Below are 14,118 nucleotides of genomic sequence, written 5' to 3'. Positions count from 1 at the left end.
CTGCCGCCAGTCGGCAGGCACACCAACAAATTAGGAGAGCAGGGACATAAGATGGCCGATTTGACCATCAACGCCGATGATGTCCGTAACGCGCTGAACGAATTCGCAGCGTCTTACGAACCCGGCAATGCAGAGCGCGTAGAGGTGGGTCGTGTTGCATCAGCATCCGACGGCATCGCACGCGTTGAGGGCCTTCCCTCAGTAATGGCTAACGAGCTGCTTCGCTTCGAAGACGGCACCCTTGGCCTGGCACAGAACCTCGACACTCGTGACATCGGTGTCATCATCCTCGGTGACTTCACCGGCATTGAAGAAGGCCAGGAAGTTCACCGTACCGGCGAGGTTCTCTCAGTACCCGTAGGCGACGCCTACCTGGGCCGCGTAGTTGACCCCCTGGGTAACCCCATCGACGACCTGGGCGACATTGAAGCCGAAGGCCGCCGCGCCCTCGAACTTCAGGCTCCCGGCGTTACCCAGCGTAAGTCAGTTCACGAGCCCCTCCAGACCGGTCTCAAGGCAATCGACGCCATGATTCCGATTGGCCGTGGCCAGCGCCAGCTGATCATTGGTGACCGCCAGACCGGTAAGACCGCTATCGCGGTTGATACCATCCTGAACCAGAAGGACAACTGGGCCACCGGCGACCCCAACAAGCAGGTTCGCTGTGTCTACGTTGCTATCGGTCAGAAGGCATCAACCATCGCAGCAGTACGCGAAACCCTCAAGCAGCAGGGCGCACTGGAATACACCACCATCGTGGCTTCCCCCGCATCTGACGCAGCAGGCTTCAAGTACCTGGCCCCCTACACCGGTAGCGCCATCGGCCAGCACTGGATGTACGGCGGCAAACACGTCCTCATCATCTTCGATGACCTCTCAAAGCAGGCAGAAGCCTACCGCGCGGTATCACTGCTGCTGCGTCGTCCTCCGGGCCGCGAAGCATACCCCGGCGACGTCTTCTACCTCCACTCCCGCCTGCTCGAGCGCTGTGCAAAGCTCTCCGACGAGCTGGGTGCAGGTTCAATGACCGGCTTCCCGATCATTGAAACCAAGGCAAACGACGTTTCAGCCTTCATCCCCACCAACGTCATCTCCATCACCGACGGCCAGATCTTCCTGCAGTCAGACCTCTTCAACGCTAACCAGCGCCCTGCGGTCGACGTAGGTATCTCCGTCTCCCGTGTTGGTGGTGCAGCACAGACCAAGGCTATGAAGAAGGTCTCCGGTACCCTCAAGCTCGACCTTGCTCAGTACCGCGCCATGGAAGCCTTCGCAATGTTCGCTTCCGACCTGGACGAAGCCTCAAAGGCCCAGCTGACCCGCGGTGCTCGCCTCACCGAGCTGCTGCGTCAGCCCCAGTACACCCCTTACGCAGTTGAGGACCAGGTTGTTTCAATCTGGGCAGGCACCAACGGCTACCTCGATGACCTCGAAGTTTCAGACGTTCTGCGTTTCGAATCAGAGTTCCTCGACCACCTGCGCCGCTCCACCTCAGTACTGCAGGACATCGCAGCATCAGGCAAGCTCGAAGACGAAACCGTAGCAGCTCTCAAGACTGCCATCGTTGACTTCAAGCAGGGTTTCCGCTCCGAAGGCACCAGCCACCTCGTTGAGGCAGGCCACGAAGAGCACCAGCCCCTGTCAGACAGCGAAGTATCACAGGAAACCATCGGTTAGCGATTTTCCTAGCACGTGAGACGCCCCTCCAACAGAACCTGGGGGAGGGGCCCTCACCCTAGGAGTGAAAGGAATCTCTATGGGAGCCCAGATTAGGGTTTACCGCCAAAAGATTACTTCAACATCGTCTATGAAGAAGATCTTCAAGGCGATGGAGATGATCGCAACCTCACGCATTAACAAGGCACGTAAGAGCGCAGAGGCCGCTAGCCCCTACGCAAATGCGCTGACTAAGGCCGTCACTGCCATTGCGACCCAGCACCACATTGAGCACCCCCTGCTTAATGCACGCTCAAAGGCTAAGACCGGTCGCTCCGCAGTTCTCGTCCTCACCAGCGACCGCGGCCTTGCGGGTTCATACTCCTCATCCGTCCTCAAAAAAACCGAGGGTCTTATTGAGAAGCTCCGCGGTGAGGGACGTGAAGTCAAGCTCTACCTCATCGGTCGCAAGGCAAAGTCCTACTTTGACTTCCGCGAACGTGAATACGAGCAGGCTTGGGAAGGCAACACCGACAACCCCAACGTCGAGATGGCCGTTGCAGCACGCGACGCCATCCTGGCAGCCTACGAAAACGGCGACGTCGATGACCTCCACATCATCTACACCGAATTCGTTTCCATGGTCAGCCAGGAAACCCGCGTCCTGCGCCTGCTCCCCATCGAGGTAGCTGACGCACGCGAACTCGGTGAAGAAATCCTGCCCGGCGAACGTCTCGAAGACGACCAGTTCCAGCAGAACTCAGTCTTTGAATTCGAGCCCAGCCCCCAGGAAGTTCTCGACGAGTTGCTACCCCGCTACATCGCCTCCCGCATCTATGCGTGCCTGCTAGAAGCAGCGGCCTCCGAACTGGCGTCCCGCCAGCGCGCGATGAAGTCCGCAGGTGATAACGCTGACGAGCTCATCAAGAAGTACACCCGCCTGATGAACAATGCTCGCCAGGCAGAAATTACTCAGGAGCTCAGCGAAATTGTTGGCGGCGCCGACGCACTCGCCTCCTAATCCACCAGACAACTTTCCACTCTCTACATAGGTAAGTGAGAACAATGACTGCCACTCTGAACGAATCGGCTACCGCGCCGGCTCAGGGCGCAACCGGTCGCATTGCTCGCGTTATCGGCCCTGTCGTTGACGTTGAGTTCCCTGCCGGCCAGGTACCTGACATCTACAACGCGCTGACCGCTGATCTGACCCTCAACGGCACCACCCGTAAGATCACCTTCGAGACTGCCCAGCACCTCGGTGACTCACTGGTACGCGCAATCTCCCTGCAGCAGACTGACGGCCTCGTCCGCGGCCAGGCTGTAGTTGATACCGGCGCTCCTATCTCCGTCCCCGTAGGCGGCGGCGTCAAGGGCCACATCTTCAACGTCCTCGGTGACGCCCTCGACGTCTCCAACGACGAAATCAAGGCCGACACCTACTGGCCCATCCACCGCGCAGCCCCCGGCTTCGCAGACCTCGAAGGTTCGACCGAGATGCTGGAAACCGGCATCAAGTCCATCGACCTTCTGACCCCCTACATCAAGGGCGGTAAGATCGGTCTCTTCGGTGGTGCAGGCGTTGGTAAGACCGTTCTGATCCAGGAAATGATTACCCGCGTTGCCCGTAACTTCGGTGGTACCTCAGTATTCACCGGCGTCGGCGAGCGTACCCGTGAAGGTAACGACCTCTGGGTTGAAATGGAAGAAGCTGGCGTTCTGAAGGACACCGCTCTCGTGTTCGGCCAGATGGACGAACCGCCGGGAACCCGTCTGCGCGTTGCGCTGACCGGCCTGACCATGGCGGAATACTTCCGTGACGTTCAGAACCAGGACGTTCTGCTCTTCATCGACAACATCTTCCGCTTCACCCAGGCAGGTTCTGAGGTTTCAACCCTGCTCGGCCGCATGCCGTCCGCTGTGGGCTACCAGCCCAACCTGGCCGACGAAATGGGTCTGCTGCAGGAGCGCATTACCTCAACCCGTGGTCACTCCATCACCTCCATGCAGGCAATTTACGTTCCTGCGGATGACTACACCGACCCCGCACCTGCAACCACCTTCGCCCACCTGGATGCAACCACCGAGCTCTCCCGTGAGATTGCTTCACGTGGTCTGTACCCCGCGATTGATCCCCTGTCCTCCACCTCCCGAATCCTGGACCCCCAGTACATCGGTCAGGAGCACTACGACACCGCAATCCAGGTCAAGGCTATCCTGCAGGAAAACAAGGAACTTCAGGACATCATCGCCATCCTCGGTGTTGACGAACTCTCTGAAGAGCAGAAGGTCGTTGTTTCACGTGCCCGCCGCATCGAGCAGTTCCTCTCACAGAACACCTACACTGCAAAGCAGTTCACCGGTGTCGAGGGTTCAACCGTGCCGATCAAGGACACCATCGAATCCTTCCAGATGATCTGCCGCGGCGATGTTGACCACATCCCCGAGCAGGCCTTCTACAACATCGGTGGTATGGACGACGTCATGCGCCGTTACGAGGAAATCAAGGCACAGTCTGGAGCCAAGTAATCATGGCACTGAAAGTTGAAGTCGTTTCCCGTGAACGAATCGTGTGGGTTGGCGAAGCCAAGTACGTGCGCGCACGCACCGTCGATGGCGACCTGGGCATCATGCCCGGTCACATCCCCACCATGGCCCTTCTTGCTGAAGACGGTGAGCTTCTGATTGAGGCAACCAACGGCGAGAAGAAGACCACCCGCCTGCACGAAGGTTTCTTGACCGTCTCAAACGATCGAGTCACCATCGCAGCGAAGCACGCACAGATCTAATCTCTGCTGCTCTACACCAAAACGCCGCCCTTCCCCAGACCTGGGGGAGGGCGGCGTCCTTGTTATGAACTAATATCTTGTTTCAAGAAAGAAGGAGCTGTTTAGAATAGACGGGATTCTACGTCGTCCACTCCGCGCATAGCATCGTAGTCGAGAGAGACGCAGCGGATGCCGCGGTCTTCTGCCAGAGTGCGAGCCTGGGGCTTGATGCGCTGGGCTGCAAAGACACCCTGAACCGGAGCAAGCAGGGGATCGCGGTTGAGGAGCTCTAGGTAACGGGTGAGCTGTTCTACGCCGTCAATATCCCCTACGCGCTTGAGCTCAACAGCCACAGAGACACCACCGGCGTCCTTGGCCAAAATATCAACCGGACCGATAGCTGTGGGATACTCACGGCGCACCAGGCGGTAGCCAGCACCCAGTAGTTCAATCTGCTCGGCCAAAAGACGCTGGAGGTCGGCCTCAACTCCGTCCTTAATAAGCCCCGGGTCAATGCCCAGGTCGTGACTCAGTTCCCCGTGAGTGCCAAAGACGCGAATAACTAGCTTGTCGTCGGTCTTGGCGGCCTGAACCGTCCAAAGCTCGCTCACATCGGGGTCAAGCTCCTCTGCTATGGATGTTCCCTCGAACTCTTCACGAGGGGAAATATGCAGGCGGCAGGGTGGGCTCATCCAGTTCAGAGGCTTATAGGAGCCACCATCGGAGTGAATCAGCACAGAGCCGTCATTTTTGATCATGAGCAGGCGGGTAGCGCGGGGCAGATGGGCATTGAGACGGCCCATGTAGTCTACGGAACAATCAGCTATTACTAAACGCACCGTACCACTCTAACAGGTGGCTTGGGTGGGCACAGCGGCCCGTGCAAGAATAGGGGAATGCCTCGTCGTTCTTCATCTAAGCCCCGCCGCCCCAACTCTAACTCCGGGGCCGCCCCCAGCAAGTGGCAGAAAGCCCGCCCCGCTGGGCGCGATATTTCCCGTATCCTTGACCCTGCCCCGCGAGTGGAGCGGGCCCAAGACGGGGACTGGTATGTGCAGTACATCCCCTCTATCAATGCACTGAAAACCTATAAGTGCCCCGAATGTAAGCGGCCTATCCAGCCCGGGGTGGCGCACCTAGTGGTCTGGCAGCAGGACCACATGTTTGGTGCCCAGCGGGCTATCGAGGAACGCCGCCATTGGCACGAGCGGTGCTGGGCAACCCGTAGATTCTGGTAGAACCCGGCGGATTGCACCAGAACTAGGGCGTTAGAAGCGTAGAAAAACCCGGTAGCGGCCACTGCTCAAAGGCAGGGCGCTACCGGGTCAAGGAAAGCGGATGGGTCGTTAGAGCTGGTCCTGGCGGGGCACGAGTACCTCGTTGACTAGTATCAGCAGGGACGCCGCCACGGGAATGGCGATGAGGGCACCGAGCACACCCCAAAGAGAGCCGCCGGCTACCACTGCGATAATGGCTACAGCACCGGGTACTGCCACAGCCCTGCTCATGATGCGGGGGGAGATGAAGTAGGCCTCAATTTGCAGGTAAATCAGGTAGGGGATAAGGAAGAAGAGGGCGGTCTGCCAGCTGTCGATGAGCGAGACAACCGAGACCAGGACGGCGGCGCTGACGCCACCGACCAGGGGAATGAAGGCCAGGAGCAGGACGAAGAGCATGAGCAGCTGGGCGAAGGGTACGCCCACGATCAGCATGATGATGGCGGCGCAGGTGGCGTTACAGATAGCAACGAGAGCCTGGCCCATGACGTACTGGCCTACGGAGCTGGTGATTTTTTCGGTGAGGTAGCCGACTCGTTCACGCTTAGAGGCAGGGGCCAGGCGGATGAACCAGGCCTTAATAGTGGGTAGGGAGGCGAGCACGTAGATGGAGAGGAAGAGCACGATGATGGTGCCTGTGGTGACCTCTGCCAGAGTGGAGCCTGCATTCATGAGGGAGTTAAGAAATCCGCTGACCACTGACGTATCGGAGGTGAGCTGTGCAAAGAATTTTTCCACCTCAGCATCTACCGCTGAACGGATGTGATACTGCCGGTCCAGACCCGAGAAAAAGTCTGAGTTGAGGAAGTTCTCAAACTGCTGGGGGAAGCCCGTGATAAAGGAAACCGCCTGTCGGGCGATGAGGGGAATGATCCAAAAAATGAGGGCAGTAGCTGCCAGTGCGAAGAGAAGGAAAACAAGGGTGACGCCTGCTCCGCGTGGCAGGCCCCACTTCTCTAGTTTTCGCACGGCTGGGTCTAGCCCCAGGCCGATAAAGACTGCACCGGTGAGCCAGCCTGCTAGGGCACCAATGTTGAGGACAAAGTACATGCCCATCCAGGTAAGCCCCACACCTACAGCCAGCATGAAACCAAAGTAGATTGGGTTGCTGATGTAGCGTCCCTTGCCGGGGGCTAGGGCGTGGGTTTCTGGGGGAGCGGGGGCGGCGCCGTCCTTATTCTCTTTGAGGTGGGCCGGTTCTTCGGGCACCTGGAGGCGGTGGCGGGGCCGGGCACCGGGGATAGCCGGTAGCGCGAACTTGTTGTTCTGCGACTGCCTGGTGCCGCTTTCTTCGGTGTTGGCCGGGGAATCTGGTTGCGCGGACGCCTGTGCGCGGCTGGTGCGGGAGGCGAGAGACCGCAGGAGTCGGGAGGGAGAAAAAGATGAGGGCATGCTGGCTACTCGGGTAGGGGTGTAGTTACTGTGTCCAACCTTATCGTGATTCTGCCCTGGGCTAGAACTAGGGCAGGGGTGCCCGCTTACCGGCTGAGCTTTGGCACCATAGACAGTAGAGATATTTGTCGCTGTGAAAGGAAGGCCAATGGCCGGGATTGACGATCAGAACCTACCCGCTTCGGTACGAAACGCCCTGGACCTGGGGGCTGCGGGGTCGGCAGTTTCCAGCGCTGAGCCTGCTGAGGAGAGCTCCGCTGCCAGCTGGCGACTCGATGTGACCGATGTAGCCCAGTTCCAGCAGCTGGTGCAGGAGTCCAACCGGGGCGCCGTGATTTTTGCCCTGTGGGCACCTCACTCGCCGGCGTCGGTTCAGATGCTGGAGCAGGTAGAGGCCCTGGTGAACTCTGCCGGTGGCAACCTACTGCTGGCTGCCGTTGATATTACCAAGACCCCCGAGATCGGGCAGGCCTTCCAGATTCAGGGTGTGCCTGCGGCCGTGGCTGTGCTTGCTGGCCGCCCGGCCCCGCTCTTTAACGGTCCCGTTGAGCCCCAGGCCCTGACCGAGGTGCTGGGCCAGGTGCTGCAGCTCGCCGCTCAGCAGGGCCTACCCGGTGGGTTCGAACCGGTATTGTCAGAGGCCGAGAAGCCCCTACCGCCCCTGCATAGGGAAGCTATTGAGGCTCTAGATCGGGGCGATTACCAGGGAGCGGAAGCCGCCTATACACGCGCGCTCAACGAGAACCCGGGCGATACGGACGCTAAAATCGGCCTAGCCCAGGTGCACCTGCTTCACCGCGTCTCTACTTTAAACCTGGCGGAAGAACGCCAAAAAGCTGCCGCCGATGCTAGCGATGTGCAGGCCCAGCTCAACGTCGCCGACTTAGACGTAGCGGGTGGACACGTGGAAGATGCCTTCAACCGTCTTATCGCCCTCTTCAAGGCTGTGGACGCGGAGACCAAAACCACGGTACGCGAACGCCTACTGGAACTTTTCGAGGTTGTAGGCTCAGCCGACCCCCGCGTCACAAAGGCCCGCTCAGCCCTGATGATGGCTCTTTTTTAAGGAATCACCCTAGCGGGGGAGGGAAAAGCCCGTGATGCTGGCTACAGTGGAGATATGGCACACGAGAACCTTCCCCCGCAGAATAAACCTTACGACCAAACCCGCAACCGGCCTGAAGAGGCACCCAGCAGCGGCTTGACTGAGCCGGTTTCAGCGCCGGTAGAAGCTGAAGTGGCAGAGGCCAGCAGGGGCAGCGCAGCCCTGGAGATCACCAACCTGGTGAAGGTCTTTGGCCAACAGGCTGCGGTAGACGGAGTCAACCTCACCGTGCCCCGAGGCTCCTTCTACGGGCTGGTAGGGCGCAACGGCGCAGGTAAGACCACCACCCTCTCCATGGCAACGGGCCTGCTCAAGCCCACCGCCGGGCAGGTACTGGTGGGCGGTCTGGACGTCTGGGCCAACCCCCTAGAAGCTAAACGCCGGGTGGGTGTGTTGCCCGACGGCGTCCGCCTCTTCGACAAGCTCACCGGCGAGCAGCTCCTCACCTACGCTGGCCGTCTACACGGGCTCGATAAGGCAACCGTGGCTGAGCGAACCCGTGACCTGCTCACGGCTATGGACCTGACCGGGGCCGCCGGCCGCAAGGTCGCCGACTACTCAGCAGGTATGACCAAGAAAATAGCCCTGGCCTGCGCCATGATTCACGCCCCCTCCCTGCTGGTGCTCGATGAGCCCTTCGAAGCGGTTGACCCGGTCTCTGCCTCGAACATCCAGGATATTCTCAAGGCCTATGTGGCAGGCGGCGGCACCGTTATTATCTCCTCCCACGTCATGGACCTGGTCCAGCGCCTGTGCGACCACGTTGCCATTATGAACGCCGGCCGTATTTTGGCCTCTGGCACCGTGGAACAGGTGCGCGGCGGCGCATCGCTGGAAGAACGGTTTGTTGAACTGGTGGGCGGACGCGTTGTATCGGAGGGAATCTCATGGTTGCAGTCCTCCTAAAACTCAAGTTCGACCACTTCCTCGCTATCTTCCGTAACGGGAATGCCTGGGCTATCGTGGGTCTGGTCTTTGGCCTGCTCTACGGGCTCGGCGCCCTGGCGGGCGTGGCCGGTATAGGTTTCACCCTGCAAAACCCCACCGATTCCCTGCTGATTCTGGGGCTGGCAGGTAGCCTGCTGACCCTGGCCTGGTGGCTGATACCCCTGGTCGCAGCCGGTGCCGACCCCACCCTAGACCCGGAGCGCCTCGCACCCTACCCCATTACCGTCCGCCAGCTCATGGGCGGCCAAGCCCTGGGGGCTCTGATTGGGGTGCCCGGTGCGCTGACGGTACTAGCCGTCCTGGCTCTGATAACCTCCAACTTCTACTCGCTAGCAGCTACCCTGGCTTTCATCCCGGCAGGTTTACTGGGCCTTGCCCTTGCCATTTTGGGCGGACGCCTGACCGCGGTAGCCTCTATACCCGTCCGCTCGCGACGCTCAGTGAGTAACGCCCTCACCCTTCTTGCCTTTGCGGCCCTGATCTTTGCCGGGCCCCTGATGCTGGCGACTATCACGGGCATTACCAGCAACACCGAGCAGCTCCGGCAGGTTCTCGGCTACCTGCAGTGGACTCCTGTAGCTTCAGCCTGGGCTATTGCCCCGCAGGTAGGAGCCGGTCGCTACGGCATCGCTCTAGCCCTCACCGCGCTCACCCTGGTCTACTGTGGCATGGCCTGGTTCATCTGGCAGTTCTTTGCGGCTAAAACCATGGCCAGCGTGGGAGAATCCACCGGGGTGCAGGACGAAAGCAAAACCCTGGCCCAGGGTAACCTGGGGCTTCTCGGGCGCTTTCCAGCCACCGTGCGCGGGGCTATCGCCGCCCGTACCTTCGACATGATGCTCCGGGATTCCCGGGCCAACCTCAACGTGCTCATGATGCCGCTCATGTATATCTTGATGGTCTTTATCTCGGGGAGCTTTATCGTCTCAGCGAACGGGGTAGAGGAAGAGATGACGAACCCCATGGCCTTTGTCATGGCGGTTGCCTTTATACCGGCGATGGCAGGCTACTCCCAGTCTGCCCTGGCTTCTTTTGAAGGCTCGGCCTTCTCCCTGCACGCCCTCTCACCCCTGCGTGGTATCGATGACAGGCTGGGGCGGGCCTACGGCATGATGATGCTCTACCTGCCCATGATTGTGCTGGGCACCCTGGCTTTTGCCTTCCTAACCGGTCATGCTGCCTGGGCCCTTCCTCTGCTGGTGAGCTCCCTGGGAACCTACTTTATCGCCAACGGCATGGCCAACTACCTCGACACCGTCTTCAACGCACCCGTGGTACCACCGGGAACCAGCCCCTGGAAGACCCCGGAACAGCCAGACGGTATGGCTAAGACCATGGCACGGGGCCTTTTCATCTTTATCCCTATGGCTCTCTCCCTGCCGTCCCTCATCGGTATGGGGGCCACGGCTATTACCGATAGCATGCTCTGGTTCTGGCTGGGCGCCGCCGTCACTGCCCTGATTGGGGTAGCAGCCTTCTACCTGGGCGTCCGCGCCGGAGCGAAAAACTACGAACGGCACGTAGCAGACATGTACCAGCGAGTAGCCCGCTACAGCTAGCCCGCCCCTCAACCTGCTAGAAACAGGCAACCCCACCAGCGGCGTCCGGCCCCTGCCCCACGGCAGGAGCCGGGCGCCGTCTTGACGGGGGCACTACACTGGTAAACAAGACCAACCGCTCTAACTCCAAGGAGACCCGGCATGTCATCAATTCCCGGCATCGAAGACCCCTTCCCCGAAACCGCCCACTCCGGCGGAACCGCCCTGCTGGAACGCGAAGAAGTCCAGAACGTCGAACCCGGCGACCACGAACGCTTCGCCCACTACGTGCGCAAAGAAAAAATCATGGAATCCGCCCTCACCGGCAAGCCCGTGCGCGCCCTCTGCGGTAAAAAGTGGACCCCCGGCCGCGACCCCGAAAAATTCCCCGTCTGCCCCGAGTGCAAGGAAATCTACGAGGGCCTAGCCCCCGGTAACGACGAGAACTAAAGAGCAAACATTACTCCCGTTCTTCAGAACCACCACTCAGGAAACACATCTACATGACCTCTCCCCAAACCTCGCGCCGCACCCTGGCCACAGCCGGCCTCTGGGCGGCGCCCATTGTCGCGGCCTCAACTGCCGTACCCGCTTACTCCGCGAGTAGCAGCACCTTGTCTCCCACCCTGACTGTACGCTGGGGGCTCTTCTCCCAAGTCGCTATTGAGGACGCCAGCGCCGGCTACAACACCAACGTCGGCGTAGCCTCAACCTTCGGCGGCACCAGCAACACCAGCGGCGACGTGCAGTTCGACGACTCCACCGGCCTCATTGCGGACGGGGCAACCGGCCTGGTTGCCAACGGCGAGGGCACCTTCACCCCCGGCGGTAGCCTGGGCGGCTTCAACTCCGGCACCTACGGCGGCACCGGCCTCTGGTTCTCCAGCCCCGAAGACACCACCGGAGCACCCGTAGCGGGCACCGCCATCCTCGCCGCGGGAGCCTCCTTCCGCCTGGACTACGTGGTCACCTTCCCCGACGGCTGGGACCCCTTACCCATCGACAGCGCGCGTGACGGCGAAACCCGCCACCTGGTCAAGCAGAGCGGCGGCAGCGCCGTAACCGCCACCGGCGTCAACAGCGCAGAGATGACCGCAACCTACGGAGCGCAGACAACCAACGGCCAGCAGCAGACCGTGAGCGTCACCTACACCACTAATGAGACCATCACCCTCACCTCCGACGGCTCAAGCACCTCAACCCTGGCCCAGCTACTTCTCAGCCAGGCCCCGGTCTACTACGGGGACAACCCCGAAGCCGACTTCGAGGTCGTTCTGACCGTAGTCTCGGGCGCCATCGTTATCAACGCCACCGACGGCCGAACTGAAACCATCAACCTCGCCGGTCAGACCCTGACCAACCTGCTGCCTGCCCTGCCGGTAGCCTAGTCAACCAGACTCATCGAGAGATGACTCATAGCCCCATTCCCTCCCGAATGGGGCTAAACTTTTGTGGTGCCCAAAAACCTTGAGGGCAGCCACAGAGGGAAGGGAAGATACGAGATGAACGACAGCCAGCTACCACTCTTCGGCGAAGGTTCCAACCCGCCCCTGCCACCGGCCTACCCCGACCGCGCCGCCTGGGGAACCGCGCCTAAGCTCCGCGCCTGGCAGGCCGAAGCCATGACCAAGTACTTCACCGAGAACCCCCGCGACTTCATGGCCGTGGCAACCCCCGGCGCAGGTAAAACCACCTTCGCCCTCACCGTCGCCAAGGAACTCTTCAACCGCGGCACCATCAACCGCATGACCGTGGTCGCCCCCACTGACCACCTCAAACGCCAGTGGGCTGACGCCGCAGCCCGCGTCGGAATCTCCATCGACCCCAACTTCAAAAACTCAGACGGCACTATGGGCCGCGGCTACCAGGGCGTCGCCCTCACCTACGCCCAGGTCGCCAATAAGCCCATGCTGCACCGGGCCCGCACCGAAAACGGCCGCACCCTGGTCATCATGGACGAAATCCATCACGCCGGTGACTCCCTCTCCTGGGGCGACGGCCTGCGCGAAGCCTTCGAACCGGCCACCCGCCGCCTAGCCCTGACCGGTACCCCCTTCCGTTCTGACACCGCAGCCATCCCCTTCGTCCAATACGAAGAGGACGCCGACGGCATCCGCCGCTCAAAATCCGACTACTCCTACGGCTACGGCCCCGCCCTCAAAGACCACGTCGTGCGCCCTGTCATCTTCATGGCATACTCGGGTCAGATGCGCTGGCGCACCTCCGCTGGCGAAGAAATGGCCGCCAACCTAGGGGAGGGCTTTACCAAGGACGTCACCGCCCAGGCCTGGCGTACTGCCCTCAACCCCGACGGCGAATGGATCCCCACCGTGCTGGCCGCCGCCGACAAACGCCTGACCGAAGTGCGCCGTACCGTCCCCGACGCCGGTGGCCTGGTCATCGCAACGGACCACGCCGACGCCCGGGCCTACGCCAAACAGCTCCAAAAAATTACCGGCGAAAAACCCGCCCTCATTCTCTCCGACGACAAAGAAGCCTCCAACAACATCGAAGAGTTCTCCGCAGGTCTTTCCCGCTGGATGGTAGCCGTGCGCATGGTATCCGAAGGCGTGGACGTCCCCCGCCTAGCCGTCGGCGTCTACGCCACCTCAACCTCCACCCCCCTCTTCTTCGCCCAGGCTATCGGCCGCTTCGTGCGCTCGCGCAAACGCGGCGAAACTGCCTCGGTCTTCCTGCCCTCCGTACCCCAGCTCATGATGCTGGCCAACGAAATGGAAACCGAACGCGACCACGCCCTCGACCGCAAGGGGGCAAATGATGAAGTAGTAGACCCCCTCAACGAAGGCCTAGACGACCACCTCATCGAAGAAGCCAACAAAGAAGAAGTCGCTAGCGACCAGCTCACCCGCGGCAAATTTGAAGCCATTGGCTCCCAGGCCTCCTTCCACGGCGTCCTCTTCGACGGTGCCGAATTCGCCTCCGGCGGTCTTGAAATCGGTTCCGACGAAGAACAAGACTTCCTCGGCATCCCCGGCCTACTCGACGCCGACCAGGTAGGCACCCTGCTCCGCGCCCGCCAAAAAGACCATGCCTCCCGCCGACCGGCGTCCGCCGCCCCCCAGGTCGTCGACCACCGCCAGCTCAAAGACCTGCGCAACAAGCTGGCTAAAAATGTTGCCGCCTGGGCAGCCCGCACCGGCAAACCCCACGGCTCTATCCACAATGAACTACGCCGAATCTGCGGCGGGCCCGCCGTCGCCCAGGCCTCAGCAGAACAGCTCCAGGCCCGCCTGGACAAGCTACAGGACTGGTTCGTGGGGCGTAAGTAGGTAGACTGCCGGAGGACGATTGAGACCGGTGGTTGTGGTGCCAGCAGGCACCCTTAAACGCCAGCCCCGAGCCAGCCTGCTAGCACCACAACCACCGGCCCCGTAGAGCAAGCCCCGAGCCAGCCTGCTAGCACCACAACCACC

At 60.9% G+C, this 14,118-nt stretch carries 13 protein-coding genes; 11 read left to right on the top strand and 2 right to left on the bottom strand.

The window, feature by feature from the left end; all coding sequences use genetic code 11:
- The first annotated feature begins 51 nt into the window (after positions 1-51).
- From atpA to L6758_RS03575, 4 genes are all read left to right on the top strand, one after another.
- A complete protein-coding gene (atpA, locus tag L6758_RS03590; RefSeq protein WP_237185867.1) occupies positions 52-1,677 on the top strand; it encodes a F0F1 ATP synthase subunit alpha in 1,626 nt (541 codons plus the stop codon).
- A gap of 79 nt (positions 1,678-1,756) precedes the next feature.
- Positions 1,757-2,677 carry a F0F1 ATP synthase subunit gamma gene (locus L6758_RS03585; RefSeq protein ID WP_237199509.1) on the top strand — a complete coding sequence of 307 codons (921 nt, stop codon included), beginning with the start codon at positions 1,757-1,759 and terminating at the stop codon, positions 2,675-2,677.
- Between the two features lie 44 nt (positions 2,678-2,721).
- The gene (atpD, locus tag L6758_RS03580; RefSeq protein ID WP_237204522.1) at positions 2,722-4,185 is read left to right on the top strand and encodes a F0F1 ATP synthase subunit beta; all 1,464 of its coding nucleotides are present in this window, start codon (positions 2,722-2,724) and stop codon (positions 4,183-4,185) included.
- Between the two features lie 2 nt (positions 4,186-4,187).
- Entirely contained in the window at positions 4,188-4,445 is a 258-nt protein-coding gene (locus L6758_RS03575) for a F0F1 ATP synthase subunit epsilon (RefSeq protein ID WP_237204521.1), read from the top strand.
- 101 nt (positions 4,446-4,546) lie between these two features.
- On the opposite strand, the gene nucS is transcribed toward L6758_RS03575, so the two are convergent.
- Positions 4,547-5,263, bottom strand: coding sequence for an endonuclease NucS (gene nucS, locus L6758_RS03570; RefSeq protein ID WP_237204520.1), 717 nt, complete (start codon positions 5,261-5,263; stop codon positions 4,547-4,549).
- 57 nt (positions 5,264-5,320) lie between these two features.
- Here nucS and L6758_RS03565 point away from each other — a divergent pair, with 57 nt between their 5' ends.
- Positions 5,321-5,662, top strand: coding sequence for an ATP/GTP-binding protein (locus L6758_RS03565; protein WP_237194299.1), 342 nt, complete (start codon positions 5,321-5,323; stop codon positions 5,660-5,662).
- 108 nt (positions 5,663-5,770) lie between these two features.
- Here L6758_RS03565 and L6758_RS03560 read toward each other — a convergent pair whose 3' ends face one another.
- On the bottom strand, positions 5,771-7,093 hold the full coding sequence (locus L6758_RS03560) for an AI-2E family transporter (protein WP_237204519.1): 1,323 nt from the start codon (positions 7,091-7,093) through the stop codon (positions 5,771-5,773).
- A 148-nt stretch (positions 7,094-7,241) separates the two neighbouring features.
- Between L6758_RS03560 and L6758_RS03555 the strand changes: the two genes are divergently transcribed.
- From L6758_RS03555 to L6758_RS03530, 6 genes are all read left to right on the top strand, one after another.
- Positions 7,242-8,159: a co-chaperone YbbN gene (locus L6758_RS03555; protein WP_237204518.1), complete on the top strand. Its 918-nt coding sequence runs from the start codon at positions 7,242-7,244 to the stop codon at positions 8,157-8,159.
- 54 nt (positions 8,160-8,213) lie between these two features.
- The gene (locus tag L6758_RS03550) at positions 8,214-9,104 is read left to right on the top strand and encodes an ABC transporter ATP-binding protein (RefSeq protein ID WP_237204517.1); all 891 of its coding nucleotides are present in this window, start codon (positions 8,214-8,216) and stop codon (positions 9,102-9,104) included.
- Complete coding sequence (locus L6758_RS03545) at positions 9,086-10,705, top strand: hypothetical protein (protein ID WP_237204516.1); 1,620 nt, start codon at positions 9,086-9,088, stop codon at positions 10,703-10,705. The genes L6758_RS03550 and L6758_RS03545 overlap by 19 nt, the downstream gene beginning before the upstream one ends.
- Before the next feature lie 141 nt (positions 10,706-10,846).
- A complete protein-coding gene (locus L6758_RS03540) occupies positions 10,847-11,134 on the top strand; it encodes a DUF3039 domain-containing protein (protein ID WP_185174469.1) in 288 nt (95 codons plus the stop codon).
- A 53-nt stretch (positions 11,135-11,187) separates the two neighbouring features.
- The gene (locus L6758_RS03535; RefSeq protein WP_237204515.1) at positions 11,188-12,072 is read left to right on the top strand and encodes a hypothetical protein; all 885 of its coding nucleotides are present in this window, start codon (positions 11,188-11,190) and stop codon (positions 12,070-12,072) included.
- A 114-nt stretch (positions 12,073-12,186) separates the two neighbouring features.
- The gene (locus L6758_RS03530; RefSeq protein ID WP_237204514.1) at positions 12,187-13,974 is read left to right on the top strand and encodes a DEAD/DEAH box helicase; all 1,788 of its coding nucleotides are present in this window, start codon (positions 12,187-12,189) and stop codon (positions 13,972-13,974) included.
- Positions 13,975-14,118: the final 144 nt, after the last annotated feature.

The sequence above is a fragment of the Rothia nasimurium genome, assembly GCF_928382285.1.
Classification (GTDB): domain Bacteria; phylum Actinomycetota; class Actinomycetes; order Actinomycetales; family Micrococcaceae; genus Rothia; species Rothia nasimurium_E.
The sequence above is the reverse complement of the archived record's forward strand: the minus strand, read 5'-3'. Positions and strand labels throughout refer to the sequence as shown.

Coding starts and splice junctions, on each gene's coding strand:
- atpA (WP_237185867.1), top strand. CDS start 52: ATGGCCGATTTGACCATCAACGCCGATGATGTCCGTAACGCGCTGAAC.
- L6758_RS03585 (WP_237199509.1), top strand. CDS start 1,757: ATGGGAGCCCAGATTAGGGTTTACCGCCAAAAGATTACTTCAACATCG.
- atpD (WP_237204522.1), top strand. CDS start 2,722: ATGACTGCCACTCTGAACGAATCGGCTACCGCGCCGGCTCAGGGCGCA.
- L6758_RS03575 (WP_237204521.1), top strand. CDS start 4,188: ATGGCACTGAAAGTTGAAGTCGTTTCCCGTGAACGAATCGTGTGGGTT.
- L6758_RS03565 (WP_237194299.1), top strand. CDS start 5,321: ATGCCTCGTCGTTCTTCATCTAAGCCCCGCCGCCCCAACTCTAACTCC.
- L6758_RS03560 (WP_237204519.1), bottom strand. CDS start 7,093: ATGCCCTCATCTTTTTCTCCCTCCCGACTCCTGCGGTCTCTCGCCTCC.
- L6758_RS03555 (WP_237204518.1), top strand. CDS start 7,242: ATGGCCGGGATTGACGATCAGAACCTACCCGCTTCGGTACGAAACGCC.
- L6758_RS03550 (WP_237204517.1), top strand. CDS start 8,214: ATGGCACACGAGAACCTTCCCCCGCAGAATAAACCTTACGACCAAACC.
- L6758_RS03545 (WP_237204516.1), top strand. CDS start 9,086: ATGGTTGCAGTCCTCCTAAAACTCAAGTTCGACCACTTCCTCGCTATC.
- L6758_RS03540 (WP_185174469.1), top strand. CDS start 10,847: ATGTCATCAATTCCCGGCATCGAAGACCCCTTCCCCGAAACCGCCCAC.
- L6758_RS03535 (WP_237204515.1), top strand. CDS start 11,188: ATGACCTCTCCCCAAACCTCGCGCCGCACCCTGGCCACAGCCGGCCTC.
- L6758_RS03530 (WP_237204514.1), top strand. CDS start 12,187: ATGAACGACAGCCAGCTACCACTCTTCGGCGAAGGTTCCAACCCGCCC.